At 65.2% G+C, this 23,278-nt stretch carries 42 protein-coding genes; 16 read left to right on the top strand and 26 right to left on the bottom strand.

Annotation, left to right across the window (positions count from 1 at the left end; all coding sequences use genetic code 11):
* Positions 1-3 precede the first annotated feature (3 nt).
* On the bottom strand, positions 4-1,404 hold the full coding sequence (locus ACJ7Z0_RS27300) for a terminase large subunit domain-containing protein (RefSeq protein ID WP_434792353.1): 1,401 nt from the start codon (positions 1,402-1,404) through the stop codon (positions 4-6).
* Positions 1,401-2,051 carry a hypothetical protein gene (locus ACJ7Z0_RS27295; protein ID WP_434792352.1) on the bottom strand — a complete coding sequence of 217 codons (651 nt, stop codon included), beginning with the start codon at positions 2,049-2,051 and terminating at the stop codon, positions 1,401-1,403. Before ACJ7Z0_RS27295 ends, ACJ7Z0_RS27300 begins: the two co-directional genes overlap by 4 nt.
* A gap of 79 nt (positions 2,052-2,130) precedes the next feature.
* On the opposite strand from ACJ7Z0_RS27295, the gene ACJ7Z0_RS27290 reads away from it, so the two are divergent.
* The gene (locus ACJ7Z0_RS27290; RefSeq protein WP_434792351.1) at positions 2,131-2,520 is read left to right on the top strand and encodes a DUF6173 family protein; all 390 of its coding nucleotides are present in this window, start codon (positions 2,131-2,133) and stop codon (positions 2,518-2,520) included.
* A 598-nt stretch (positions 2,521-3,118) separates the two neighbouring features.
* On the opposite strand, the gene ACJ7Z0_RS27285 is transcribed toward ACJ7Z0_RS27290, so the two are convergent.
* The 14 genes from ACJ7Z0_RS27285 to ACJ7Z0_RS27220 form a co-directional block, all read right to left on the bottom strand.
* Positions 3,119-3,403: a hypothetical protein gene (locus ACJ7Z0_RS27285; protein WP_434792350.1), complete on the bottom strand. Its 285-nt coding sequence runs from the start codon at positions 3,401-3,403 to the stop codon at positions 3,119-3,121.
* A gap of 78 nt (positions 3,404-3,481) precedes the next feature.
* Positions 3,482-3,769, bottom strand: coding sequence for a hypothetical protein (locus tag ACJ7Z0_RS27280; RefSeq protein ID WP_434792349.1), 288 nt, complete (start codon positions 3,767-3,769; stop codon positions 3,482-3,484).
* Positions 3,766-4,053, bottom strand: a complete 288-nt coding sequence (locus ACJ7Z0_RS27275; RefSeq protein ID WP_434792348.1) for a hypothetical protein — start codon at positions 4,051-4,053, stop codon at positions 3,766-3,768. The genes ACJ7Z0_RS27280 and ACJ7Z0_RS27275 overlap by 4 nt, the downstream gene beginning before the upstream one ends.
* 14 nt (positions 4,054-4,067) lie before the next feature.
* Positions 4,068-4,394, bottom strand: a complete 327-nt coding sequence (locus ACJ7Z0_RS27270) for a phage protein NinX family protein (RefSeq protein ID WP_434792347.1) — start codon at positions 4,392-4,394, stop codon at positions 4,068-4,070.
* Positions 4,391-4,579, bottom strand: a complete 189-nt coding sequence (locus tag ACJ7Z0_RS27265; RefSeq protein WP_434792346.1) for a hypothetical protein — start codon at positions 4,577-4,579, stop codon at positions 4,391-4,393. Before ACJ7Z0_RS27265 ends, ACJ7Z0_RS27270 begins: the two co-directional genes overlap by 4 nt.
* Positions 4,580-4,607: 28 nt before the next feature.
* Positions 4,608-4,844 (bottom strand): hypothetical protein, encoded by a 237-nt coding sequence (locus tag ACJ7Z0_RS27260; RefSeq protein WP_434792345.1) that lies wholly within the window; start codon positions 4,842-4,844, stop codon positions 4,608-4,610.
* Positions 4,841-5,158 (bottom strand): hypothetical protein, encoded by a 318-nt coding sequence (locus ACJ7Z0_RS27255; RefSeq protein WP_434792344.1) that lies wholly within the window; start codon positions 5,156-5,158, stop codon positions 4,841-4,843. Before ACJ7Z0_RS27255 ends, ACJ7Z0_RS27260 begins: the two co-directional genes overlap by 4 nt.
* 34 nt (positions 5,159-5,192) lie before the next feature.
* Positions 5,193-5,570 carry a Gp49 family protein gene (locus ACJ7Z0_RS27250; RefSeq protein ID WP_434792343.1) on the bottom strand — a complete coding sequence of 126 codons (378 nt, stop codon included), beginning with the start codon at positions 5,568-5,570 and terminating at the stop codon, positions 5,193-5,195.
* 50 nt (positions 5,571-5,620) lie between these two features.
* Entirely contained in the window at positions 5,621-6,130 is a 510-nt protein-coding gene (locus tag ACJ7Z0_RS27245; protein ID WP_434792342.1) for a hypothetical protein, read from the bottom strand.
* On the bottom strand, positions 6,127-6,612 hold the full coding sequence (locus tag ACJ7Z0_RS27240; protein WP_434792341.1) for a hypothetical protein: 486 nt from the start codon (positions 6,610-6,612) through the stop codon (positions 6,127-6,129). Before ACJ7Z0_RS27240 ends, ACJ7Z0_RS27245 begins: the two co-directional genes overlap by 4 nt.
* Complete coding sequence (locus tag ACJ7Z0_RS27235) at positions 6,576-6,827, bottom strand: LexA family protein (RefSeq protein WP_434792340.1); 252 nt, start codon at positions 6,825-6,827, stop codon at positions 6,576-6,578. Before ACJ7Z0_RS27235 ends, ACJ7Z0_RS27240 begins: the two co-directional genes overlap by 37 nt.
* A complete protein-coding gene (locus ACJ7Z0_RS27230; RefSeq protein WP_434792339.1) occupies positions 6,824-7,336 on the bottom strand; it encodes a nuclease domain-containing protein in 513 nt (170 codons plus the stop codon). The genes ACJ7Z0_RS27235 and ACJ7Z0_RS27230 overlap by 4 nt, the downstream gene beginning before the upstream one ends.
* Positions 7,333-7,824 carry a recombination protein NinB gene (locus ACJ7Z0_RS27225; protein WP_434792338.1) on the bottom strand — a complete coding sequence of 164 codons (492 nt, stop codon included), beginning with the start codon at positions 7,822-7,824 and terminating at the stop codon, positions 7,333-7,335. Before ACJ7Z0_RS27225 ends, ACJ7Z0_RS27230 begins: the two co-directional genes overlap by 4 nt.
* Positions 7,821-8,000 carry a hypothetical protein gene (locus ACJ7Z0_RS27220; RefSeq protein WP_434792337.1) on the bottom strand — a complete coding sequence of 60 codons (180 nt, stop codon included), beginning with the start codon at positions 7,998-8,000 and terminating at the stop codon, positions 7,821-7,823. The genes ACJ7Z0_RS27225 and ACJ7Z0_RS27220 overlap by 4 nt, the downstream gene beginning before the upstream one ends.
* A gap of 92 nt (positions 8,001-8,092) precedes the next feature.
* Between ACJ7Z0_RS27220 and ACJ7Z0_RS27215 the strand changes: the two genes are divergently transcribed.
* Positions 8,093-8,326 carry a hypothetical protein gene (locus ACJ7Z0_RS27215; protein ID WP_434792336.1) on the top strand — a complete coding sequence of 78 codons (234 nt, stop codon included), beginning with the start codon at positions 8,093-8,095 and terminating at the stop codon, positions 8,324-8,326.
* 17 nt (positions 8,327-8,343) lie between these two features.
* Here the strand turns inward: ACJ7Z0_RS27215 and ACJ7Z0_RS27210 are convergent, their stop codons facing one another.
* The 8 genes from ACJ7Z0_RS27210 to ACJ7Z0_RS27175 all read right to left on the bottom strand — a co-directional run bounded on the left by ACJ7Z0_RS27210 (position 8,344) and on the right by ACJ7Z0_RS27175 (position 14,874).
* Positions 8,344-8,823, bottom strand: a complete 480-nt coding sequence (locus ACJ7Z0_RS27210) for a RuvC family protein (RefSeq protein WP_434792335.1) — start codon at positions 8,821-8,823, stop codon at positions 8,344-8,346.
* Positions 8,820-10,232: a replicative DNA helicase gene (locus ACJ7Z0_RS27205; RefSeq protein ID WP_434792334.1), complete on the bottom strand. Its 1,413-nt coding sequence runs from the start codon at positions 10,230-10,232 to the stop codon at positions 8,820-8,822. Before ACJ7Z0_RS27205 ends, ACJ7Z0_RS27210 begins: the two co-directional genes overlap by 4 nt.
* Positions 10,229-11,113: a hypothetical protein gene (locus ACJ7Z0_RS27200; protein ID WP_434792333.1), complete on the bottom strand. Its 885-nt coding sequence runs from the start codon at positions 11,111-11,113 to the stop codon at positions 10,229-10,231. Before ACJ7Z0_RS27200 ends, ACJ7Z0_RS27205 begins: the two co-directional genes overlap by 4 nt.
* On the bottom strand, positions 11,110-11,361 hold the full coding sequence (locus tag ACJ7Z0_RS27195) for a hypothetical protein (protein WP_434792332.1): 252 nt from the start codon (positions 11,359-11,361) through the stop codon (positions 11,110-11,112). The genes ACJ7Z0_RS27200 and ACJ7Z0_RS27195 overlap by 4 nt, the downstream gene beginning before the upstream one ends.
* Positions 11,358-13,883: a DNA methyltransferase gene (locus ACJ7Z0_RS27190; protein WP_434792331.1), complete on the bottom strand. Its 2,526-nt coding sequence runs from the start codon at positions 13,881-13,883 to the stop codon at positions 11,358-11,360. The genes ACJ7Z0_RS27195 and ACJ7Z0_RS27190 overlap by 4 nt, the downstream gene beginning before the upstream one ends.
* Positions 13,883-14,209 carry a hypothetical protein gene (locus ACJ7Z0_RS27185; RefSeq protein WP_434792330.1) on the bottom strand — a complete coding sequence of 109 codons (327 nt, stop codon included), beginning with the start codon at positions 14,207-14,209 and terminating at the stop codon, positions 13,883-13,885. Before ACJ7Z0_RS27185 ends, ACJ7Z0_RS27190 begins: the two co-directional genes overlap by 1 nt.
* Positions 14,206-14,622, bottom strand: a complete 417-nt coding sequence (locus ACJ7Z0_RS27180) for a transcriptional regulator (RefSeq protein WP_434792329.1) — start codon at positions 14,620-14,622, stop codon at positions 14,206-14,208. The genes ACJ7Z0_RS27185 and ACJ7Z0_RS27180 overlap by 4 nt, the downstream gene beginning before the upstream one ends.
* A gap of 78 nt (positions 14,623-14,700) precedes the next feature.
* A complete protein-coding gene (locus ACJ7Z0_RS27175) occupies positions 14,701-14,874 on the bottom strand; it encodes a hypothetical protein (RefSeq protein WP_434792328.1) in 174 nt (57 codons plus the stop codon).
* 103 nt (positions 14,875-14,977) lie between these two features.
* Between ACJ7Z0_RS27175 and ACJ7Z0_RS27170 the strand changes: the two genes are divergently transcribed.
* Entirely contained in the window at positions 14,978-15,157 is a 180-nt protein-coding gene (locus tag ACJ7Z0_RS27170; protein ID WP_434792327.1) for a hypothetical protein, read from the top strand.
* 128 nt (positions 15,158-15,285) lie between these two features.
* Here the strand turns inward: ACJ7Z0_RS27170 and ACJ7Z0_RS27165 are convergent, their stop codons facing one another.
* The gene (locus ACJ7Z0_RS27165; RefSeq protein WP_434792326.1) at positions 15,286-15,498 is read right to left on the bottom strand and encodes a hypothetical protein; all 213 of its coding nucleotides are present in this window, start codon (positions 15,496-15,498) and stop codon (positions 15,286-15,288) included.
* A 92-nt stretch (positions 15,499-15,590) separates the two neighbouring features.
* Here ACJ7Z0_RS27165 and ACJ7Z0_RS27160 point away from each other — a divergent pair, with 92 nt between their 5' ends.
* The 3 genes from ACJ7Z0_RS27160 (at position 15,591) to ACJ7Z0_RS27150 (ending at position 17,259) form a co-directional block, all read left to right on the top strand.
* Positions 15,591-16,310, top strand: coding sequence for a LexA family transcriptional regulator (locus ACJ7Z0_RS27160; protein WP_434792325.1), 720 nt, complete (start codon positions 15,591-15,593; stop codon positions 16,308-16,310).
* Positions 16,311-16,322: 12 nt separating this feature from the next.
* Positions 16,323-16,898 carry a DUF4124 domain-containing protein gene (locus tag ACJ7Z0_RS27155; protein ID WP_434792324.1) on the top strand — a complete coding sequence of 192 codons (576 nt, stop codon included), beginning with the start codon at positions 16,323-16,325 and terminating at the stop codon, positions 16,896-16,898.
* 73 nt (positions 16,899-16,971) lie between these two features.
* A complete protein-coding gene (locus ACJ7Z0_RS27150; RefSeq protein ID WP_434792323.1) occupies positions 16,972-17,259 on the top strand; it encodes a DUF3892 domain-containing protein in 288 nt (95 codons plus the stop codon).
* Here ACJ7Z0_RS27150 and ACJ7Z0_RS27145 read toward each other — a convergent pair.
* A complete protein-coding gene (locus ACJ7Z0_RS27145; protein WP_434792322.1) occupies positions 17,237-17,551 on the bottom strand; it encodes a hypothetical protein in 315 nt (104 codons plus the stop codon). The genes ACJ7Z0_RS27150 and ACJ7Z0_RS27145 overlap by 23 nt on opposite strands.
* Before the next feature lie 215 nt (positions 17,552-17,766).
* On the opposite strand from ACJ7Z0_RS27145, the gene ACJ7Z0_RS27140 reads away from it, so the two are divergent.
* The 10 genes from ACJ7Z0_RS27140 to ACJ7Z0_RS27095 all read left to right on the top strand — a co-directional run bounded on the left by ACJ7Z0_RS27140 (position 17,767) and on the right by ACJ7Z0_RS27095 (position 23,276).
* Positions 17,767-18,084 (top strand): hypothetical protein, encoded by a 318-nt coding sequence (locus ACJ7Z0_RS27140; protein ID WP_434792321.1) that lies wholly within the window; start codon positions 17,767-17,769, stop codon positions 18,082-18,084.
* Positions 18,084-18,296, top strand: a complete 213-nt coding sequence (locus ACJ7Z0_RS27135; protein WP_434792320.1) for a hypothetical protein — start codon at positions 18,084-18,086, stop codon at positions 18,294-18,296. Before ACJ7Z0_RS27140 ends, ACJ7Z0_RS27135 begins: the two co-directional genes overlap by 1 nt.
* Complete coding sequence (locus ACJ7Z0_RS27130; protein ID WP_434792319.1) at positions 18,293-18,643, top strand: hypothetical protein; 351 nt, start codon at positions 18,293-18,295, stop codon at positions 18,641-18,643. The genes ACJ7Z0_RS27135 and ACJ7Z0_RS27130 overlap by 4 nt, the downstream gene beginning before the upstream one ends.
* On the top strand, positions 18,640-18,789 hold the full coding sequence (locus ACJ7Z0_RS27125; RefSeq protein ID WP_434792318.1) for a hypothetical protein: 150 nt from the start codon (positions 18,640-18,642) through the stop codon (positions 18,787-18,789). The genes ACJ7Z0_RS27130 and ACJ7Z0_RS27125 overlap by 4 nt, the downstream gene beginning before the upstream one ends.
* Entirely contained in the window at positions 18,786-19,031 is a 246-nt protein-coding gene (locus ACJ7Z0_RS27120; RefSeq protein WP_434792317.1) for a hypothetical protein, read from the top strand. The genes ACJ7Z0_RS27125 and ACJ7Z0_RS27120 overlap by 4 nt, the downstream gene beginning before the upstream one ends.
* 8 nt (positions 19,032-19,039) lie before the next feature.
* Positions 19,040-19,225, top strand: coding sequence for a hypothetical protein (locus ACJ7Z0_RS27115; RefSeq protein WP_434792316.1), 186 nt, complete (start codon positions 19,040-19,042; stop codon positions 19,223-19,225).
* A gap of 10 nt (positions 19,226-19,235) precedes the next feature.
* Positions 19,236-20,228, top strand: a complete 993-nt coding sequence (locus tag ACJ7Z0_RS27110) for an ERF family protein (RefSeq protein ID WP_434792315.1) — start codon at positions 19,236-19,238, stop codon at positions 20,226-20,228.
* Between the two features lie 12 nt (positions 20,229-20,240).
* Positions 20,241-22,136 carry a YqaJ viral recombinase family protein gene (locus ACJ7Z0_RS27105; RefSeq protein WP_434792314.1) on the top strand — a complete coding sequence of 632 codons (1,896 nt, stop codon included), beginning with the start codon at positions 20,241-20,243 and terminating at the stop codon, positions 22,134-22,136.
* A 27-nt stretch (positions 22,137-22,163) separates the two neighbouring features.
* On the top strand, positions 22,164-22,454 hold the full coding sequence (locus ACJ7Z0_RS27100; protein WP_434792313.1) for a KTSC domain-containing protein: 291 nt from the start codon (positions 22,164-22,166) through the stop codon (positions 22,452-22,454).
* A gap of 117 nt (positions 22,455-22,571) precedes the next feature.
* A complete protein-coding gene (locus tag ACJ7Z0_RS27095) occupies positions 22,572-23,276 on the top strand; it encodes a hypothetical protein (RefSeq protein WP_434792312.1) in 705 nt (234 codons plus the stop codon).
* Positions 23,277-23,278 lie beyond the last annotated feature (2 nt).

Below are 23,278 nucleotides of genomic sequence, written 5' to 3'. Positions count from 1 at the left end.
GGTTTATGCGGCTTGCGCCGATCGGTTGCGGGCGGCGTGCGTCTTCAGCCGGTCGCGCCAGCTGGTTGGCTTCTTGCCACCCTTGTAGATTTCGCGGTAGCCCTGCGCGAACTGCCGGAAGGCGTCGGACGGGTTCGAGGCCCAGTCGTGGAGCGGCTCCTGCTTGAAGTCGCCGAGCTTCTCGTCCCACTCGCGGCGGTAGGCTTCCAGGCCGGCGATGCCGTCGGCCGTGCGGTCTTCGTCGAAGTAGCAGGACGGGATGACGGCGCGCGTCTGGTTGATCGCCGACACCAGGCTGTCGGTGCGCGGCACCACCTCGAACTTGTGGGCGGGCAGCAGGCCCTGCAGCAGCATGCGGACACTCTTGCCGCCGCTGGCCAGGGTCTTGTTGTCGGCGTCGTGCGGCAGGTAGTGGCGCGCGTAGGTGTAGCTGCGGCCCTGGATCTCGGCGGCGAAGAACTGCAGGTCCTTGCCGCTGGCCTCCATGTAGTCGATGAAGCGATGCTCCATGCCGACACGCTGGTGGAACCACACCGCGGTAGTGTCGTTCCAGCCCAGGTCCCAGAAGGTGTTCACGGGCACGTGCGGCAGGCGCGGGATCTTGCGGATGCGCCCCTCGAGGCGCGCGGCTTCCATCTGCTCGGCGTAGTAGGCGCCGCGGATGTTCGGCGTCTCCCAGCGGCCCATCAGCAGCGCACGCTGTTCCTCGGCCGAGAGCAGCAGCAGGGTCTGGCGGTAGCCACTGTCCGCCAGGTGGGGGTTGTCGCTCAGGCGCGCCGAGATGAAGCGGCGGCCGTGCTCGTGCACCTCGCCGGTCTCGGGGTCGGTGACTGAGACCTTGAAGCGGGTCGACAGGCCCTCGGTCTGGATCCTGAAGTACTCCTTCACCCAGCGGAAGCCGGGCCCGTCGGGGTTCGTGGTCGCCCGCACGTAGCAGATGATCGCCGGGTCCTTCGACCGCAGGCGCGAGAGCATGTACCGGTACGGGATGTCGGTCGGGAACAGCGTCAGCTCGTCCCAGCCGATGTACTGGAAGGCCCGGCCGCGGTATTTGAAGCGGTCCGAGTCGTACTGCATGTGCCCGAATTCGACGCGCGCGCCGCTCGGGAAGGTCCAGATGTGGTGGGTCTTGTCGTACTTGCCGCCGAACGCCGGGTAGAGGTCCTGCGAGCGGTCGATCAAGTCGCGCAGGTCAGGGAACGTGCGCCGGAACAGGATGGCCTGGTAGTTCCGGTTCTGGATCGCGTTCTGCTGCAGGCCCAGGGCGTCGATCAGCAGGCAGTCGGACTTGCCGGCGCCCGCGGCACCGCCGTACAGCACCTCGAGGTCGATGGCCGACAGCAGCATGGCCTGCTTGGGGGCGGGCTTCCAGAGGATGTCCTCGCCGACGTCGGGCAGCTTCACGCGATGTCCTTCGCCGGCACGATCACGGTCTTGGCGCCGCCGCGGTTGTCGCCACCTTCATCGGTGCTGATCCCGAAGGCCTCGCGCTCCATGCGCACCAGCTTCTCCAGCATCTCGACCAGGCGCTTGCCTGAGTCGATGCGGGTGGGCAGGGCCTGAATCTCGCTGAGCAGCTTGCGGTTGCGGGTCTGGCGCCGGCGGGCCGCGTCTTCGGTCTCGCCTTCCTCGGGACCGTTCAAGCTCTCTATCAGCTGGTCGACCAGGTGCTGCCCGTCAGGGGTGCCCACCGCCTCCAGCTCGCCGAGCAAGTTCTGGAACAGCACGCGCGAGCGCTTGATGTCCGCCCGGTGCTCCATGCGCACCGTGTACTGGATGGTCGCGGCAGCCTCGACGATGGCCTGTTCGGTCACCTTCTTGGCGCTGGCAACCTCCTTGGTAACCGCCGCCTTGGAAACCAGTGCATCGGCCTTGGCCTGGATCTTGGCTCCGAGGTCTCGGGACCACTCGTCACGCTTGGCCCGCTTGTTGATTGCGGCGTGGCTGATCCCCTGCTCTTCCCCAATGAGGCGCAGGGGTTTGATGCCGGCGCGGTACTCGGCCTCGATGACGGCCCAGTCGGGTTTCTTTGCGGGGGTGTCTTCACTCATGGGCCCGGATGGTTACCGGGGGCTTGGATACCGACAAACCCTACGGGGGGGGACGCCTGATGGCGGTCAGAATCGCTGCATGGCCACACCTCCAAACACCCCTTTTCCTGCTCAAATGGTTCCACGTCACTCAGAAATTGATGACGTTTTGAAAGGCGTCATGGAGCACGAGCACCGGAAGTCCAACCCGGTGATCCGCACAGCGGAGAACATCCGAAAGTACATAGAGGACTTCGAGGCGCAGCTCGATGCGGACCACGAGGTTGCGCTGCGGATTGCGTCATTCGGTGGGGTCATCCTCTTCCACGCAGAGACCATCGGCTTCGCCAAGCCCGATCTCGTGACCTTCATCGGCGTGACCGATGAGGGAGAACGCGTGCAGCTGGTCCAGCACTACACCCAGTTGAGCTTTCTTCTCAAGGCCGCCAAGAAGCTGCAGCCGGAAGCCCGGCGTATCGGCTTCATCTAAACGCCCCGCAACGACAAACGGACCCCGAAAGGTCCGTCTGAAGTGCAGCGCTTCCCTGCAGGGGCCGTTATTTCAGGCCGTGTGGGTCGATGGTGGCCGGTGCTGATCTCCGGCTTGCCTGACTGCTTATCGTTGCGCCAGGGCTTCCCGAGTCGAACGGGCTTCGGTTGTCGCGGGGACACCTTTGTCCAACGTGCGCGCATCAGCCTGCGCATTCACCATCACGGCTGCGGACTGCTCCGGTTTGGCTTGGCAACCGAGGTTGCTGCTTTCTCAAACCCTGCGTTCCGCATGCGTGATGGTCCTCGACGATGCGAGGCTGGTGGGCGCTGCTGGCCGCGCCCCAAGGGATCAATATCCCTGCCATTCCCCTTTCGCCAGACCGCAGGTTCACGGCCGAAATTCTCCGGCCCACTACACCCTGGGCCGCGCGCTGGCGCGCGAAATGGAAGGTCCGCTGGCGCTGCCTGTTCGGGCCATCAGTCCGACCTAGGCGTGGAGGAGCAACGCTGCGCTTGTCATAGATCTGCTGACGGTGCCGGTTGCCTCCGGCGCTGCTCTTGCGGCAGCGGCTTGCCCTTGGAGAGGGTTAATCAGGTCAGGTGGAGGGGCACATGCGCCAGCCGGGCGTCACGCGGGGGCGTTCGCGCTTGGCCAGAGTGAGCGCGTAGGCGCATGCCTGGAGCATCTCGACCGGGCGGGCAGCGAGGCGCAGCACTGGCTGCTCGAACTTCTCGACGGCGCTGGCTAGGAAGTCGGTGGCCACATGGAAAGCGTAGGTGCACGCGGCACTGACGCGATCGACCGTGAAGGTCACAGCGGTTGACGCGATCGCAAGCGCAGCGACGGCGAAGGCCAGGAAGCCGGAACGGGTGGATTTCATGCGGGTCCTCAGGGGATGGAGTGAAGGAGCCCGCATCTTCTGATCGCCCTGCTGGGCGTCCAATCCCTACTGGGGTGCCTAGCGCTTGCCGGAAGTGCTTTCGAGCATGTCGATTTCGCCAACGCGCAGGACGATGATGTCCCCTTTCCGCAATCGGGCGCGTGGCAAGCCGACACGCTTCGTCGTGTAGACGTGCTCACCGTCCGGCGTGAAGATCTCCACGCTGGTGGCGACGCCCTCGGCAATGATGGGGATTTCCGCTATGCCGACGAGCCGAACCCCTCCTGCTCGGAACTCCCAGGTGCATGGAACCACCGCCGATATGCGATTCCCGTGTTGATCTACGGCTGCGATCAAGGCGTTCATCGGTCGTCCTCAATGGTGTTGCCGAAGCGCGCGGCCACGATGGCCCGCGCGACGGCGATGCGCGGCGTGGCGCCTTCGATCCACCCACCGCGGCCTTCCGGCAACCGGCCGTTGGGCCGGCCGACGACGATGGCGCACCACGTGAAGTTCTTGCCGGCCATGGGCGCGACGTGGATTGCATCGCGCTCAAGCACCTGGTCGAAGTTTGGCCAGGCGCTGGTGTAGGCCGTCCCGGGCTGCTCTCCCAAGGCTTTCGCCACCCAGGCCTCAAGCTGCTTGCCCACCAGCTCCGACGCCTTCAATCAGGCACCTCATCACCGAACTTCGACGCCACGTGGGCACGCATCGCAGCGATCAATGCGGTGCGTCCAGACCAGATGCGGCTGTTGGGATTATCAGAGGCATCGTTCGCGCCAGAGATCCAATGATCCACGTTCCAGGAAATCATGATCTTCTTGCGTTCGATGATCGGGCCGCCGTGAGCCCAATCCGTCGACGGGTTCATGGGACGGCTGTCCGGCTGGTCGATCATGCAGACGCCCCACTCGATCCGCGGGCGCATGAAGCCCTCGGCCATCGCCACCCAGTAGTCCAGTTGCGCTCCAATGAGGTCGGAAGTCTTCACGTTTTCGGTCCTCGCAGGGTCGCCTTGACAGCGGCTCTGGCTTCCTTCGCACGCTGCCGCAACTCCGGCCACACCTCGATCTGCTGAGCAGTTGCCGGCGCCGTGGCGGCGAGCACGAACTCGACCTGTTCGAGAAGGGCGAGCAACTGCGACAACGGTGCAGCGGGAGGCTCTGCGGTCTTCATGCTGGTTGATTCTCCAGTATCCGAATGATCATTCTGCAACAAGAGACGCGCGGATGATGCGCGCCACCTGGGCGCGTCGGTCCGGCGGGTGCGGAAAGGTCTGGTCAGCCTGGATGCTGAGCCGCACCTGCAGGCAGGCCAGCACCCAACGCTGGTACGCCGGGTCCGCGTCGCGAGGGTCGGGCCCCGCTCCAACGACGAACGGCGACGGTTCATCGATGAGCAACGCCGGCGCGCCCACCGGGTTGATGCGCCTGAAGATCACAGGATGCGCGCCTTCATCATCGACTCGGCCTTGAGGTAGCGGATCCGGGCCTCGGCGTCACACCACCACTGGATGGCCTTGCCGGGATTCGCCGGCCAGTCCGGCGGGTCTTCACCCATCACCGCCGTGGCGCTGAGCGTCGAGATGTTGCCGGTCGAGTCGCGACCGATGGCTGCGGTGCTGGCGAAGTGATCGAGCAGCGCGGCGTCGCGCGTGGCCGCGTCAATGTGCGAGCCGATCCACTGAAAGGCTTGCTCCTGGGTGCAGTCGCCCTTGGCGAACATGGCGAGGATTTCTTCGATGGTTGGGATCATGGTGGTGGTGTGACGTGGATGGTGATGGTCTGGATCAGGCAGCCGGCCGCGCCAGGCGGCACTTCAGCTCGTATCCCATGAGCGGCCAGACCTTCTGCACCGCGTTCTCGTGGGCGATTTTTCGGCCGATCTCGGCGTCAAAGTTCTCCGGGCTGGCGCAAGCGCTCTCGCCGGTGACGGTGAAGCCGTTGCGCAGCACCAGCACGCAGAAGGTCAGCAGGCCGTAGGCCGGGCTGTGAGCGTCCGTCCCTTGGTACACGTCCCCGTGCCGCTTGTACGCACCGAGCACGCCGTCGGCTGCGGTGAAGTAGGTTTCGCCGACGATGTTCGCGGCGAGATCTGATGGCGTGACGCGCGGAGCGGTCTTGCCCTTGGTCTGGATTTCCTGTTCGATGGATGCGTTGGTGCTCATGGTTTTCCTTGGGAAATGGGCTCTCGCCCGGGTTGTGGCCTCGCGGCCGGTTATGCGAATGGCATTTCGTCTTGCTTGGGCTGGCGCTGCAGCCGGCGGATCACTTCGTCTTGCTGGTCGGCGCGGCGATGCGCCGCGGTCAACTGGCGCTTGAGCTCGGCCACGCCGTCGGCGAGTTCGCGCGCGCCCTGCAGGCCCGTCAGCTCTTCGCAACTGCCACGAAACAGGCTGCCGATCCGGCGGCAGTCGGCCGGGTTGAGGTCCAGGCACACATCGCCGACTTCCAGCTTGGCCATGCCGCTCGGCAGCACGGTGAGCGAGATCGCCTGCGCCGGCGGCATCTCCTCGACGGGTTCGAAGACACCGGGCGCGACGCGCCGCAGCCGGCCGTCTTCCAGCATCCGCTTCACGTGGTCATCGACGACGCTGTAGCTCTGGCCGGTCATCGCCACGACGACGGGCCGCGTGGCGATGCGGCCGGCGTTATGCAGGTCCTGGATCGTCTGGAAGACCAGGTCGCCGGCACCTCGGCGGACGGGTTGAGGCTGCGTAGGGGTCATTGGGCTCCTGTGTGACTGGGGGTGCCGATGCACACCTTGACGCTCGGGTGTGCACTGCGGATCCGATTGCTGGTGCGCACGATGGCGGCTTCGTAGACCGAGCGCGCGACGCTCGTGCGCTGGAGGTGGTGCCATTCCTGAAGGTGGCGCATGGCGTCCAGGCCGACACCGGTGGTGCCCATGCGGTTGGTGGCCAGGTAGCGCTCGTGCGCTTCGCCGAGCACGCTCTCGACCTTCAGCGCCGGCTCCAGCACCTCGGGACCGATACCCATGCCGCACATGGTCTGCGCGAGATTGCACAGATCGGCGACGGTGCGCCAGTCGTCGACGGTGGCGGCGCCCGTAGCGAAGGAATGGATAGCCGACAGTTCGCGCGTGCGCAGCTGGTCGAGCAAGCAGTCTTCGGTGATGCGTGCGCCGGCGATGGCCAGGGCCACCGGGTTGGTCAGCGCGTAGTGCTGGCGGCGGGTGCGCTTGCGCATTCCGAGCTCCTGGTGAAACGGTACCTGCCGACCGCATTGCGCTCGACGTAGCCCTTCCGCTCGAGCGCGGAGATGTACTCGGCGCCTGCGTTGGGGCTTCGGAAACCGAAGTGGCGGGCGATATCTGGCCCACCGGGTAGGTGGTCGTTCTCAGCGAAGAACCCGCGCATGAAGGCGAGCACTCCGGCCTGCTTGGCAGTGAGTTCAGCGGTCATGGTTGGCCCACGGGTGTTGCATTGAGGTGGTCGAGCGCCCACTGGGCCGCGGCGCGGTCCTTGGGCGGCTGGGCGGTGTCGGCGACCACGGCGCGCCAGTAGTCGACCTGCTCGAGGTGTGCACGCATGAAGGTCATCGCCTTCAGCACGCCATCGGCGGGGCCCTGGTCGAGCCAACGGTGGCAGGCGAAGCAGCCCGGGGCGTGGTACTCGTCGTTCGCTTTGCGCGCGCCAGCCTTGCCGTGAATCGACAGGTTCGAGTGGCAGGCCACGGTCGTCTCGGTGCCGCCGATGCACACGCCGGGCACGCGCAGCAGGCAGTAGCGGCCGCGCGCCATGCTGAGGAGGTACGGGTTGCGGTGCGCTTCCGATTTCGGCCGGGCCGCGGGCGCGGCGGAGACCCGCACGATGACGCCGGCGCGCTCTACGCGGCGCTGCGGTGCTACCGGCGGCGCGCTGTACGCGCGGCGGGCGAAGCCGGTGCCGCGGGACATGGGCGAGCGTTTCATCGCTGCATCTCCTCGTACTGGGCCCGCTGCGCGCGCGATGGCGTCCACTGCACGCTGTTCTCAGCGCCATACGCCAGCAGCCATTCGATGAAGCCGGCCGCAAGCGTCGTGTTGAAGCTGCGCGTCTGCTCGCCCACCATCACGAAGCCCGGATGGTTCAGCGCCGGTACCAGTTCGATGTCGCCGAACCTGGCCCAGTGGTCACGGAACTGCGGATCGTCCTTCGTCTCATGCTTGAAGGCATCGACCAGCACGCGCTTCCACGAGATAGGCGGCAGCTGCTTGCCGAACAGCCGGCACTGCCTGGCGATGTCGTTGAGCATCGCGTGGTACTTCTCCTCCTGCAGCCGGCTCTTCGTGTCTTTCCGGCGCTTCAGAGTGAGCTCGATGGAGTGGCCGGCCTGCAGGTCCTCGGACACGTCGGACGCATACCATGCGCGCACGACCGCCTTGTATTGCTCCGAACTGGTGATGGTCACGGTCTTCATGGTGCGGCCTCGGTGAAAAGGTCTGGCTGGCGGGCATCGACGCTGGGCGTGCGCCCGGCGCCGCGGCGCGGCTTCGAGCCCGAGATGGCGGTGGCGCACTTCGGGCCGTACGCCGAGCCGGCGAGATAAACCGGCTGGCGCAGCAGCGCGCGATGGCAGCGGGCACAGATGGTCATGCGTGCCTCCGATTTCGATTCGGGAAAGCTGCCCTCAGTCCGTTGATCGACCTGCAGAACAATCGGAGCTTTTCAACAAACGAGATGCCATCATGCAGACCGAGTACCGCGCAGTCGCCAGTTTTCAAGTGGAAGACGAGGCAACAGGCAACCGCCAAACCCTGACCCACCTGAAGAAGTTCGAAGTCCGTCATCCGCATCCCGGCATGGAGACTGCCGGCGAAATTGGTGGTCGACTTGAACTGGCCGACGGTGAAATCGCCGCCCGCATTGATGACAACCGTTTCCGTGCCGGCGAGCGAACTTTCCGGCGAGTGCTGGCGTAGATGACAGGTGTTCGCCCTCATGCTTTGTTCCTCAGGCCCCAGTGGGCGATAAGGACCGCTTCGGCGCGGTTGTGATGCTTCACCAGGCTTAGCGGTGCCGCGGGGTACAGGCCGCGCGCGGTGGCCAGCGCCTTTTTCTTGTCCGCGTCGAGCCCGTAGAACCGCTTCCACTTCTGCGGGCCCAGCATCGTGGGCTTGTAGCCCAGGCACTCCAGCACCGTTTCGATGGCACCGAGAGAGCGCATCAGCGAGCCCTGCGTCTGGACGGCGTTGTTCTTGCCGCCCATGGTGCTGACCTGCTCGAGGTAGGCCTCGGCGGTCTCGCCGATGGGCACGTTGGCGCGGATCACCTTGACCAGCGTGCGGCCGTCGATCTTCCGCGTGATGAGGCCATTGCCGGGCAGCGGCATGGTGGGAAGGTCTTCGACGACGCACGAGCGTTCGGTCACGAACGAGATTGCGCCGCTGAGGCCCGGGTCGATGCCGATGTAGATCACAGGTCACCGCCTTTCGCCGCGCGCGCGGTGCGCACCTGGCTGGTCGGGATCGGCGTCTCGGCTGGCCAGTTCTGAAACCGGGTGTTCTCCCCGACGTACATCAGGTCGACGAAGCCCGGCTCGCCGTCGCGCAGCTTGGCCACCGACAGCTTGGCGTAGTACTTCCACTCGTCGGACAGATCCGGCTTGGCCTTGTGCGGCCGGTGCACGAAGATCACGATGTCGGCGTCCTGCTCAACGGAGCCCGAGTCGCGCAGGTCGGAAAGCACGGGCATCTGGTCGATTCGCTCCTCGACCTTCCGGTTCAGCTGGCACAGCAGGAAGATCGGGCAGCCGAGCTCCTTGGCCAGGCTCTTCAGGCCCTTGGTGATCTCCTCGATCTGGTAGACCCGCGGCATCTTCGGATCGGTGCCAGCCATCAGACCGAGGTAGTCGACGATGAGGCATGCCAGCTTGCCGTGGCGCCGGCGCAGGCCACGCGCGGCGGCGCGCAGCTGGTTGATGTTCAGGCCGCTGCGGTCGTTCACCTGGAAGTTGACCTTGCGCAGCCGGTCCACGGCCGCGGTGATGGCCGGCCAGTCGTAGTCTTTGAGCCGTTCGCCGCGCTTGATGCGGCTCAGATGGATGCGCGACAGCAGCGACATGGCACGGCTCACGACCTGCGCCTTCGGCATCTCCATCGAGAACATGCCGACCGTCTTCCCGCTCTCCATCGCCATGTGCATGCCGGCCGACAGGGCCAGCGCGCTCTTGCCCATGCCGGGGCGCGCGCCGATCACGATCAGCTCGCCATCGCGGGGGCCGCCGTCGAGCCGAGCGTCCAGGTCGTACAGGCCCGTGGCGGTAAAGTCGTCGACCGCGGTGCCCTCGGCCTGGGCGTTGATGCGGTCCAGCAGCAGCACGACGCCATCGTCCATGCCCTGCCACTCGCCGCCCTTGCCGCCATCGAACAGGCCTGTCAGCAGCGACGTGGCCTGCTCGAGCGTCTCTTCGAAGCCGATGCCGCGCTGACAGGCCAGCTCGTGAATGTCGCTGCTGGCCGTCATCAGCTTCCGGCGCAGCGCGAAGTCGCGCACGATGACCGCGTACTGCCGCACGCTGGCTGCGCTGGGCACGTACTGCGTGAGGCTGTTCAGGTAGGTCAGCCCCACCAGGTCGGCCTTGCGGTCGCGCTGCAACTGGTCGAAGGCCGTGAACACGTCGACCGGCTGGCCGGCGTTCACCATGCTGCTGACGGCACCGAAGATCAGCTTGTGCTCGGTCTTGAAGAAATCAGCCTCGGCAACCATGTCGCCCACCCGGTCCCACAGGCCGTTGTCCAGCAGCAGCGCGCCGAGCAGCGAGGTTTCAGCCTCAGGGCTCCACAGCACCACGGGCGCCAGGAGGGATTCATCGACACGGTCGTTCATGCTGTGGCCTCAAGATTGGTTTTCTCCAGCACCTGCTTCAGCCCTTGCGACTTCATCAGGTACTCGATGTCGGGTTTCCAGTTCGCGTGCTCGCCATTGCGGGGCGTGCGCCCCATCAGGAAGTCGTTGCTGCGGGCTAGATCGAAATAGCGGCGGAACCACTCCAGCGCTTCGTCGCTCGTCGTCGCGCGACGCGAGCCATCCGGCTTCTCGGAGGTCAGCACCCATTGCCAGCGGTCACGGATGGCCTTCTCACGGGCCTTGTCCATGACTCGAACGCCCGGCAGTTCAGGCAATACCTCGTGGTAAATCGCCACGACCTGCTCGGGCCGGCAGGTCGGCAGCCTCGCTGTCGACGAGGAAGCGTCAGCTTCCGGAAATAACCCCGAAGGTGAAGATGAAGATGAAGAAGAAGGGGGGGGTTTCTCGAACCCCGGGAGGGGGGTTTCAGAACCCCCCTTGCCATGCTTCGGCCTACCCCCCTTGGAACCCGCCTCTGCACCCTTGATGCCATGCTCGGCACCCTCTTTTCCGCCCGCTGCCCGGCGGTTGCGGAGGTCTTCGTCGCGGACCATGCGGCGGCTGTAGATGGCGCCGTTGTCCGCTCGTGACAACACGCCGTTCTCCTCCAGCTCGGCAATCAGCTTGCGGCACAGGGAAGGCCCAATCTTGCAGAGGTTGCCCAGCTGCAGGGGTTCCATCGGCTTGCCGTTCGGCATGGTCAGATGACCGTAGGGCTCGCCCTGATGCATCAGGCAGTTCATCTCGTGCCAGAGGCCGCGGGCCGGCAGCGAACAGGTCTGCAGGGCCACGTCCTTGAACCAGTCGCCCCAGTAGTACTGGGACGCCGGCCGCTTTGTCTTTTCAGCTGAGTCGGTCACGCGCTCACCGCCCTCCGCGCTTCAGCCTGAATGCTGGCCACCGTGCCGGAGATGGCGAAGTAGCTCTCGCCCTCTTCCTCGGCTTGCTGGATTGCGGCATCGCGCGCCGCGATCTGCGCCTCCATCTCACGGCGGTGCCGGTGGGCGCCATCGCGGTCACCCAGTGCCATGCAGATCTCGATGCCCAAGCCCTCGGCGAGGATCAGATGCGCGCGCTGGCGGTGAACCAGCATCTGGACAGGCGTCATGCAGCCTCCGGTTCGGTTTGGAGCGCTTCGAAGTCGAACAGGCTCGGCATGCTGGCGTCGCGCTCGGCGGCCCGCAGGTAGTGCAACTGGTCAAGGAAATAGGCTGGGTTGAGTTCGGAGCCACCACCGCGGCGGCCGGCCTTGATCGCGCGTACAGGCACCGTGCCGAGCCCGCAGAACGGGTCATAGATCAGGTCGCCCTTGTTGCTGTAGCGCTCGATCAGGCGGTCGACGATGTCGAACTGCAGCGGGCAGACGTGCTTCTCGACCGCGCGGCTCGATTGCTCCCCATTCAGCGTCAGCATGCGCACCACGTCGTGCCAGACCTCGCTGTGATGGCTGCCCGGAGCCAAGCTCATGAAGGTGCTGGGCAGCGCCTGGCGCTCGAGCAGTTCCTCGCCGATGCGCACGTGGAAATCGAAGTCGTAGACGTTGCGCAGGCTGTGCTCGGTAAACAGCTTGGCCAGCTTGGCGGGCCCGTAGCTGGCCATTTCCTCGGCCGTCAGCAGGCGGTCGCCGCTGGAGCGCCAGAAGGCGTGCGCATCAACCTGCCAGCGCGCCAGGCTGTATTCGGCCTTCGACTTCACCACCGGTACATCGGCGTAGCCGCGCGAGCGGTCGGACTGCGGCTTGTGGAACAGCAGGACGTATTCCGGCGAGCCGACACCCATCTTCGTGCCGTCCTTGCACATTTCCGTGTAGCCGAGGCGGTAGGTTTGGTTGTTCTCCCGCACCACGTCGGTCACGACCGTGATCATCCCCAGGTAGTCGAAGCCGTGCTTCAGACCGTGGAACAGCGCTTCGGCATGGAATGGGCTGACCGTGGGCACGCCGGCGCCGGTGACGTTGCCGAAGTTGATCCGGTCCTTGACGTGGCAGCAGTAGATGCGGCCGGGCCGCAGGATCCGCAGCAGCTCGGGCGTCAGAAAGTCCATCTGCTCCCAGAAATGCTCGTTGTCCTGGGTGTGGCCGAAGTCGTTGTAGCTCGGTGTGTATTCGTAATGGTTCGCGAACGGGATGCTTGTGATGATCTGGTCGACCGAGTTCTCCGGCTGCAGCCTCGCCTCTTCGACGCAATCGTTTTGCGCCACCGTGAACAGGTCGCTGCGCACCTCGATGCGCTTCACGCCGATGGAGCGCGCGAGCGCGTCCTGCATGGCGAGCTGGCTCAGTCCGTACTTGCGAATGATGTCGGTCATCTTCTGACTCATTTCTTCGTGTTGTGCCCACTTCGCAAGCAGGGTGCGCAGCACCTCCCGCTCGGCCTCGGTGTGCACGATGTCGATGCGCACCCGGTGGGCCTGGCCGAAGCGCTGGACCCGATGGATGCTCTGGATGAAGTCGTTGAACTTGAAGCCGATGCCCGCGAAGACCTCGCGGTGGCAGTGGCGCTGAAAGTTGCAGCCGCTGCCGGCGATCACCGGCTTGGTGGACAGCACGCGGTACTTGCCCTTGCCGAAGGCGACGATGCGGTCTTCACGTTCGTCGAGGTCGAGGGAACCCCAGACACTGACGGCCGCGGGGATCGCCTGCTGGATGGCGTGGCGCTCGTCTTCGAGGTCGTGCCAGACCACAAAGTGATCAGCAGGATCCGCGCTGACGATTTCCTGCACCTTGGCCACGCGCGCGGCCATGCTGCCGCGCTTCTCGCTGGCCGCCGCCGAGAGGCCCATGGCCACGTCAGGGATCAGCAGGCCCTGGCCGTTCTTCTCGGTGCCGGCTGCGGCATAGTCGCTCGGCACCTCGTGGTACCGCACGTCCAGCTCGGGGAGCACGTAGCCTTCGTCGGAATGGCCGAGGTCGCTGGGGCGCTGGATGAACACCGCCCAGCTGGCCACCCAGAGCCAGAACTCCTCTTCCTTGTGCGGGTAGAGGGTCAGGTTGCCGGCCTTTTCGCTGTCACGCTGGAAGAAGCGTGTGAGCGCCTGGCCAGTGTCCATCACGCCGAGGTAGCCGGCGTAGTGGATCAGCTCCTTGAAGCGGTTCGGGCTCGGCGTGGCCGTGGCCACGAACTTGAACTCGACGGGTGCAAAGGCCGGCAGGAACTCCTGATAGGTCTTGCTGCCGTAGCTGCGCAGCACGCTGGCTTCATCCAGGCTGGTGGCGCCGAAGCGCGGCACCGTGATGTTGCCCTCGCGCACCGCCTCGTAGTTAGTCAGGTACAGCGTGGCCGGGTCATCGATCTCGCTGTCGCGGCGCACGAAGCGCATGTCGATCGCGTGCTCGCCTTGAAAGCGTGCTTCGATCTCGTCGCGGAACTCCTGCCGCACGCCGAGCGGCGCAACCTGCAGGCGGTACAGCTCGGGCCGGGCCCGGCCGATCTGCCGGAAGATTTCCAGCTGAGTGGCGGTCTTGTGCAGGCCGAAGCTCGCGAAGATGGCGCGCTGGCCGCCCTGCACTGCCCACTTCACGATGTCGCGGGTGTGCGGCTTCAGGTGGCGGTTGATCTGCTCGAGCGGAACGTCGAAGCCCTTGAACTGAGCCATCCGAATCTTCGCGCGCAGGAAGTCGGCGTACTCCATCACGCGGCACTCCACACGGTGGCCAGCGGCGGCCGCGCCTGGATGGCACGCTGCACCGTCGTCATGACCACCACCGGGAACGGTTCGAGTTCCGGCTCAGGTTCGGCGTCCATCAGGCCGTCTCCCGTCGCAGTGCGGCGGAAGTACGCGATCTCGCACTTCGGTGCGCCCTCGTTGATGCGCTCGACGTAGCCGCGGCGCTTGAGGTGCGCCACGTTGGTCATCAGCAGCTTGGCGTCGATGCCGGTGGCTGCTGCCATCTCGCTGTAGGTGGTGGACTGACCGATCGCGCCGAGCGTCCGCATCATCTTGCTGTCGGCATTCATGCGGTCGCCCTCCCGTGGAAGGTTTCCATCAGCACGCGGACCTTGAGCTCTGCTTCGGCCGCTCGCTTCTCGGCGGCCTCGGCCCGGCGCTCGGCCTCAGTCTTGAGTTCGACCAGCGTGCAGCCGAGCTGAAAAGCGCACCACTCGGGATAGATCCGGTTGTTCACCGCGTAGCAGAACTTGGCCAGCTGGTCGGCCTGCAGCGTCGCGATGCCCTTCTTGATCTTGGAGAAGGTGCCAGCGTCGATGCCGATGAAGCTGTAGATGCTCTGGTCGTGCAACCCGGAGGACGTGCACGCCAGGGTGAAAGCCGCGCCGGCGTTGGCCTGCTTGCGGACCAGCTCGAGAGGAACCTCGTTCGGCGCCGGCTGCCGGAAAAGGTCCAGTTCGCGCTGTGCTTCAGCCTGGCTCAATTCATTTGACTTCACTTGACTATCCCCTCCGGGCACATAAAAAAGACCATCGGTCCCATGTTTCAAAGCCTTCACGAACTAGCCGTTGAACTCGTCGAGCGCCTGCGCATCGAGCGCGCGCTCACCCTCCAGAACCAGCCAGAGAGCGATCGCGCCGGCGGCGATTGCGATGAGTGCGGCGGCCGGGCGGCCGACGAAGAAAGCGCCCAGGGCGAGCGCAGCGGTCACCAGGAACAAGGCGTAGGCGAGCACCAGAGCGAGGGTGTTGGCCAGAGGCTCGATTGCATCGGGTGTCTGCCCACCCGCGGGGTAGAGTCCGAGTTCCTCAACACGGACCCCGCGAGGGGCAGACAAAATGGACGCAGATATCGCAGCATCGAAGGCCGATACCTTGTTGGCGCTGCTAATCACGAATCACCCCGGCCTGTTTGGAGCGCACCCGATGCGCTCGGAGCGAGCATCCCAGGAGATCGCGAAGTACATTGCTGCAGCGCGACTTCAGCTTGTCGAGGAGTTGAAGAAGCAGGAGACCTGACGGGTTGTGAGGTCGAGGCAACTGCTTCGGCCCTCAGTGCGGCGGGAGGCGCACCGCAAGCGCGCTTCCTGGAGCTGTCTCGAGAGATCGCCCTTATGCGCTGCCATTCCGATGGCGTACTGCGCATATCAGGCGCCCTCCCCGGCCGGCTCCGACTTGCGCTCCGCTTCTCGCTGCGCCTTGAGAAAGAGCAGCTGGTTGTCGAGCTTCACCTGAGCAGGAATGCCGCGGGTCAGCCAGTTCTGAACACGTTGCACCCCACCGTTGGACTTGTCGTAACCCAACAGCTCGGCTACCTTGGTTGGCCCGCCGAGAGCCTTGATCAGTTCGATATCAGTCATGGGCGGGATTAAACATGGTGTTTATTAAAGTGTCAACACCACGTTTATCAACGCCCTGTTTAGTGCCTCAGAATTCCCGGATGCACCCCTCCGTGAGCCGCCTCCTCGACTACGCAAGAAAAAAGACAAAGGGTGCAGCGCATCAGGTCAGCGACTTCGCTGCTCTCCAGGTATTGCTGCAAGTCAGTTCGGCCACGCTGACGAACTGGAAAAGCCGCGGCATGTCCAAGGAAGGTGCGATCCGCGCTGAAAGAGAGCTGGGCTGCTCCGCGAACTGGCTACTTACCGGCGAGGGCGACGAAGATGCAGCAGCGAAGCACCGGCCACCAGCCGCGAAGTCGGGCGGCACCCCAGAAACTAGCGAGCTCTATCTCCCTGGCTTCGAGGCACTGAGCATTCCCGTGCTGGCGCAGCTTGCTTCGATGGGGCCAGGTGAGGATCAGTTGCACGATGAAGTGGTCGTCGGCCGCCTCACCGTGTCGCCCCAGTGGGTGAGCCGAACCATCAAGCCGCTCACGAAGATGGAGAACCTACGGTTCATCCACGGCTACGGCGATTCGATGGACCCCACCTTTGCCGATGGCGACGTCCTGCTGGTCGACATCGGCGTGACCGCACCCAAGATCGATGGCGTGTATGTCATGGAAGCCAACGACCGGATCTACATCAAGCGCGTGCGTCAGCGCATCGACGGCACGTTCGAGATCAGCAGTGACAACCCTACGGTGAAAACAGTCGACGTGCTCGACGGCTCCCGTCCGGTGGAAGTCCGCGGGCGAGTGGTCTGGGCGTGGAACGGAAAAAAACTGTGAGGGGACCGCAATATGAGCTGCTCAAAAGCGCTGGTTGCCACAACTTTGCTCGCAGCGTCCTTTGCCGCCTGCGCCCAGGTCCACCGCTGCACTGATGCTGCAGGCAAGGTGTCGTTCAGCGACACCGCATGCCCCACCACTGCAAAGCAGGCGGCTCGAGTACTCGGAGCTGATGCGACCGATAGACGCTGGGAGAACGAGGTCTACGGCAGGCAGCGCAACATGGAGAGCATTGAGAACGCCGCGCGACTCCTGAGGGAGCCCACAAGTGATGCCGTGGGTGACGCAGGTGGCGGGATCATTCAAAGCGATCCCAATGAACGAATCCGAGCCCAGGACGAACGCAACATGCAGCGTCGCATGGCGACGATGGATGCGGACCGCGCCAGGCGAGCCGAACGCGACGCGCGCGCCGACGAAGCTCGCCAAGCCGGCAGCGGCGCACCCACCACCATCACGAACTGCAACGCCAGTGGGTGCTGGGACAGCGCTGGCAATCGATACAACCGGACGGGCGACGGGCGAAACTTCTGGCGGGCGGACGGCAAGTTCTGCCGTGCCAACGGCAATACCTTCAGCTGCAACTGATTGGACGGCAGCTACAGCAACACCATGAGAAGGCCGCGCCCATGCGGTTCGTGGGTTGTACAGAGGAGAAGCCATGGCACAAAATGTGCAAATTCAGTGCATCAACAAGACACCGCGCCAAGATGCGCACGAGAGGATCGCTTTCGTTGGAGGTGTCAACGCGGATGGGACCCCATGGAAGCTGCCGCTGGAGGCGGCTATCGCGGGTATCGAGCAGGGCAAGTGGAATTTTTATGTGAGCGTCCGCGGGACATCCGTCTGGGTCGTAATTGCTATCAGCGCCAGAGGCAACAAGTACCTCAAGACCGAGAACGACGGGGAGCAGCCCAACAATCTGCTCAGTCTTCCAGAGTGCCCATAGGGGCAGCTTCTATCGATCCGATCTGCATGACCCGTCTCTGGTGAGGGTTCGGTCTAAAGACGGAATTCTCCCCATGGCAGGAATACCCCTCGCCCACGGCTTGCGCGTTGGCGACGATCCATAGCCAGCGTTGCAGTTCTTCGAGGCTTTCGGCGACGATGGCAAATCGCCTGTCGTAGGTGATGCGCCAATGGCCGGTTGCCGGGTCTTCGAGGACTTCAATGCGCGGCACTGCGTAGCCATTGATGGTTGCCTCCCGCCCCCCGGTCCGTTGCGGTAGAAGTTCCAGCATCGCGCTCTCCTTCAGCTTGAATGATTGCCTAGCCTACGCCCGCAAACACCAAACAAAAATCCCCACTGGGGGCACCACCACCAAGCCCGCCTCGCGCGGGCTTTTTTGCGCCCTTCGGCAACCGCTCCGAGAAATTTACACACCACGATTAAACATGGTGTTGACAATCAGATAAACACCACGTTTAATCGAGCCCATCAACACAGGAGATGGGCATGCAAACCAAAGCAAAGCAAGACTGGTCAGTCGGCGCCACCGTCAAGGTCGGCTTCCTGTCGCTGACGGTCGTGGCCAAGGTCCCGACGCACGGCGACTTCAAGCCGGACGCCTACGTGCTGGCCAGCGCCACGAAGGGCACCTTCTACGAATTCGTGCCGCACAACGGCCTGAACAAGATCGAAGCGCACGAAGCGCGCAAACTGGTTGCTGAAGGCCGCCGCGTTGCTGAGCAGGGGGCCGCCGCCGCGATCACGAAGGCCTCGGCCAGCGCCGCGCACGCCGCAGAAGTCACCAACCTGATGGCGGCCGCGTGATGAGCGCCCTCACCCGCTCCAACCTCGCCAGCCGACGCAGCGTGCGCCGCGAGCGCGTCGAAGCCAAGCACCACCCCGAAGCGGTGTTCGTGCCGACGGAAGACCAAGCGCTGGCTACCGATCTGGCTGTCAACGAAGCCAAGGGCACGCCGGCGTACTTCGCCCTCTCCGACCACTTCGCGCTCGAGCAGCAGAACGGACGGGCGTGGTGAGCAGGCACGACGTGAATCTCGACCTCGTGCCGATCCACAACAGCCGGTTCGAGCGGCGCCTGCCGCCGGTGACGCGCGAGGAGCTGGCTTCGATGGATCGCACCCGCTGCGCCGACCTCGTGCCGGCAGGCTGGGTGTTCTACAGCGCCGACTTCGCGCTGCAATCGGCCGACCCTACGCAGCTCGGCACCGTGATGCTCATGCGCGATGCGGCCGGCACGAAGGATTGGCTCGCCCTCAGCGAAGCAGACCGCGCTGCAAAGCAGCTCTTTCAATTCGGCAAGGGCATGACGGTCAACGCTGCCATCGCCGATGCCGCCGCCAAGATTCGCGGGAGCGCCTCGTGAACGGCCCGCACTTCCTCTTCGATGCGGAGCACGTGCTGCCCATATTCCCGAAGCAAGACCTCGACGTGCAGATCGTCGACGGCGAGCACGCAGCACGCCTTCTCGCGCAGCACTTCGCCCTGTGCGATCCGGAGTCGGCCTCGTGAGCGCGCTCTTCCACACCCCGCTCTCTGCGCCCGCCCTGTTCGTCGGCAAGGTCGATGCCACGCACGAGCGCACCACGCCCTGCCCTCGCACGCTGGAACAGGCCTTCGGCCCTGCCGCAGTCGGCGGCGTGATCGTGCCGCTTCCGGAGCCGGCCCACCCGCACCGCGCGGCAGATCTCACCCTTTACATCGTCGCCGTGATCGGCATCGCCGCGGCCCTCGTCTTCAACAACTTCCAGTGAGGCAGTCCATGAGCCGCGCACATCCCCATGGCTTTCCCGACGACACGCCGGAGCCCGTGGCAGAGCCCTACGGCGCCATCGACGAGCTGCTGCAGCTGATCGTGGTCTGGCTGCAGGTCGCGGCCGGGTGCTGCGTCGTGGCCGCTGCGATCGCCTTCCTGCGCCCCGACTTCCTTCTCACCTTCTTCCCCTGAAAGACCAACCGTGAACGCAACCACTGTCGAAGAGAGCCAAGTGCTCGAACTCGCCCCACGTGTAGAACACCCGACGCCTGCCGCGCGCGCTGGCGGCGGCCTCGTGGACAAGTCGCCCGTCGGCATCATGATGGCCGCCATCAATAGCGGCGCCACGCTCGAGCAGTTCGAGAAGATGATGGAGCTGCAGCAGCGCTGGGAAGCGAACGAAGCGCGCAAGGCCTTCGTGCAGGCCATGGCCGACTTCAAGGCCGAACCGCTGGAAATCTTCAAGCGCAAGCACGTCGGCTACACCACGAAGGACGGCGACTTCGTCGGCTACAAGCACGCCGAGCTCTCCCACATCGCCGATGTCGTGGTGCCCGCGATGGCGCGCCACGGCCTGTCGCATCGTTGGGACCTGCAGCAGACGGGCGGCCGTATCGTGGTCATTTGCACGATCACGCACCGCCTCGGGCACGCCGAATCCGTTTCGATGGACGGCTCACCCGACGCAAGCGGCAAGAAGAACAGCATCCAGCAGGTTGCCTCGACGATCACCTACCTGCAGCGCTACACGCTGCTGGCCGCGACTGGGCTGGCCACCAAGGACGATGCCGACGATGACGGGCGCGGCGGTGGTGGCAGCGATGGCGCCGACGAACAGAAGCGCGCCGGCGCGCCGCCACCTCCGGCCGCGCCAACCTGCTGGCCAGCCGACCTCTTCGCGCAGCGTCTCCCCGAGTGGCGTGCCGCCATCGCGGAGGGTCGCGCCAAGGCCGACCAGGTCATCAACAAAGCGCGCACCAAGTTCCCGCTGAGCGACGAACAGATCGCCGCCATCCGCTCTCCGGCTTCGGCCACGGGTCCGACCTACGCCCACGTCGCCGACCAGCTGAACAAGGCGGCGAACGACGACGCGCTGGCAGTTGCCGCCGACCTCATCAAGGACGTGGCCGACCCGGCCCACCGCACCGAACTCAACGCGCTCTTCGACAAGCGCCGCGCCGAACTCAACGCCTGAAGGACCACCACCATGAAGCAAACACACGACCTGGTGCAGGGCACCGACGCCTGGGACCAGTTCCGCCTCGAGCACTTCGGCGCCAGCGAGGCAGCCGCCATGCTGGGCCTGTCGAAGAAGACCACGCGCAACGAGCTGCTGCGCATGAAGAAGACGGGCATCGCGAAGACCTTCAGCGAATGGCTTCAGGTCAACGTGCTGGACCACGGCCACGAAGTGGAAGCGCTGGCGCGGCCGCACATCGAGAAGCTGATCGGCGAGGAGCTCTACGCAGTCACCTGCTCCGACGGAAAGGAGTCGGCATCTTGCGACGGTCTGTCGATGGATGACCGCATCGCCATGGAGCACAAGCAGTGGAACGAAGCGCTTGCCGCGATCGTGACCGCCGGCCAGGTGCCCGATGAGCACATGCCGCAGTGCCAGCAGGTCCTGAAGGTGACGGGCGCCGAGAAGCTGATCTTCGTTGTGTCCGACGGCACGCCCGAGAAGATGGTCTACGTGTGGGTGTTTCCTGACCCGGCATGGTTCGCGCGCCTCAGCGCAGGCTGGGCGCAGTTCGAGCAAGACCTCGAAACCTACGTTCCGACCGATCCGGTCGTCGAGGCGGTGGGTCGCACGCCCGAGTCGCTGCCCGCGCTGCGCATCGAGGTCACGGGCATGGTGACGGCCAGCAACCTCGCGCAGTACCGCGAGCACGCGCTGGCCGTGTTCGCCGGCATCAATCGCGACCTGAAGACCGACCAGGACTTCGCCAATGCCGACAAGACGGTGAAGTGGTGCGGCGAGGTCGAGAGCCGACTGGCCGCCGCCAAGCAGCACGCGCTCAGCCAGACCGAGAGCATCGACGTGCTGTTCAAGACCATCGACGACATCACGGCCGAGGCACGCTCCACGCGGCTCGAACTGGACAAGCTGGTCAAGGCACGGAAGGAAGCGCGCCGGGGCGAAATCGTCGCCGGTGGCGTCAAAGCGCTGGCCGATCACATGGCGGCGCTCAACGCCCGCTTCGGCAAGCCCTACATGCCCGCCATTCCCGCGGACTTCGGCGGTGCGATCAAGGGCCTGCGCACGTTCGACAGCATGCAAAACGCCGTCGACACCGCGCTGGCCAACGCCAAGATCGCGGCCAGCGCGGCGGCCGACCGCATCCAGATCAACCTGGGCACCTTGCGCGAACTCGCGGCCGGCCTGCAGCAGCTGTTCCCCGACACCGCGCAGATCGTGCTCAAGGCACCCGAAGACCTGACCTCGCTCGTGAAGACCCGCGTGGCCGAGCACCGCGCGGCCGAGGCGAAGAAGGAAGAAGAGCAGCGCGAGAAGATCCGCAAGGACCTTGCGTTATCCGAAATTCGGGGCATCCAGCAGCAGGTGATGATCGCCACGCTCGGCCGCGCCGGCGTGCGCACTGGCGGCACCATCGACTGCATCCGCGAAACGCTGGCTGAAACCGAGGCCTGGCCTATCGACGCCGAGCGCTTCGGCTCTCTCGCGGACATGGCGCAGCAGGCCAAGGAAACGGCCGTCACCGAGATCCGCGCGCTGCTCACCAAGGCCGAGATACGTACCGCCGCCGCGCCGGCGCCCGCGGCTTCCCCAACTACGACGCCTGCCGCTGTCGCGGCGCTAGCGGCAACGCCAAGTGGCGCCTCCGCCGCAGCACCAGCGCCCACCGTAATCCCCATGCCCGTGCGTGCGGCCGCCGCGTCGAGCGCACACCCGACGCTGAGCCTCGGCCAGATCAAGGAGCGGATCGCCCCGCTGCTGATCTCGGCCGAAGGCCTCGCCACGCTGGGCTTCGTCGGCCTCAAGGAGCGTGGCTCGGTGCTCTTTCACGAAGCCGACTTCCCTCACATCTGCGCCGCTCTCGTGGCGCACGTGCAAGCCATCCAGGCCAAGCAGGCCGCCTGATCCATCAACCACCAGAGGACCACCACCATGCCCAAGACCTTTGCCGAACCCCAAGCCTTCTCCGAAGCCGAGTACGTCGCCATTCCCATGACGCCGGTCGAGTCCAACCAGGTCGCGGCCGTCGGCTACGACGCTGCCCGCAAGACGCTGGCCGTCACCTTCGCCCGCGGCAATGGCTCGATCTACCACTACCCGAACGTCGACGCGAAGGTGCATGCCGAGTTCGTCGGCGCCGAGTCGATCGGCAAGTACTTCGGGCAGCACATCAAGCAGCTGCCCTTCGAGAAGTTCCGCGCTCCCGCTCCGGCTGCGGCCTGACCATTTTTCGGGCGCTGCTGGCCGGGCTGAACCCTCCTCCTCCCTCCCTCAATTCCCAGCCAGCGCCGTGAGAGCGGCCGCCCTCTTTCTTTCCTCACTCATCGGAGCACCGACCCCATGTCTTTCCAGCTCGAAAAGCCCACGCAGATCGCCATCACCAATGCCAACCCGCGCCGCGAGCTGCACGGCGAGGAGAAGGTGCGCGCGATCGACATTGCCTTCTCGCTCACCGGCGAAAACACCCTGCTCGACATGATCGAGCCCGGCCTGCGCGAGCACCACTACTGCAACAACGCGCTAAAGGCAGGCCAAGAGCTGCTGCCAGGCGTTGCGATTCCGCTGCCCAACCTGCGTCACTCCAAGCTGCCCACCAGCTACCACTACGCCAAGGGCGAGAAATGGCGCGGCTACCGCTTCATCTGGGACTGGGGCACCGACGACGCGCATGTCGACTTCACCGACGTGGTCCTGGCCAACCTGCACTACGAGGTCAGCGAAGGCGGCAGCGTCACCATCATGGGGACCATCCAGTACAACGGCGAAGAGCTGCAGGACAACGACGTCTACGGCGAGCTCTCCGGCCTGGCTTCCGAAGGCGAGATCTCGGTGACGCTGCTGGCGCCGGCCGAACTGATCCCGGTGAAGAAGGGCTACCGCGCGGGCAAGCCCGACACGCCGACTGCACCTGACGCTGACGGCAGCGCAGCACCTGGCCCCGACGCTGGCAACATCTTCGCCGCGCAGCACGGCGGCCCCGACGGCGACACCAATCCGGACAGCGCGCCCGACGCAGATGCGGACGGCGAAGGCAAGGACGCCTGACG

Origin of the sequence: Variovorax palleresanus, assembly GCF_051144945.1 — a bacterium.
Taxonomy (GTDB): domain Bacteria; phylum Pseudomonadota; class Gammaproteobacteria; order Burkholderiales; family Burkholderiaceae_C; genus Variovorax; species Variovorax paradoxus_S.
Note: the sequence above shows the minus strand (reverse complement) of the source record. Positions and strands in the feature narration are given on the sequence as shown.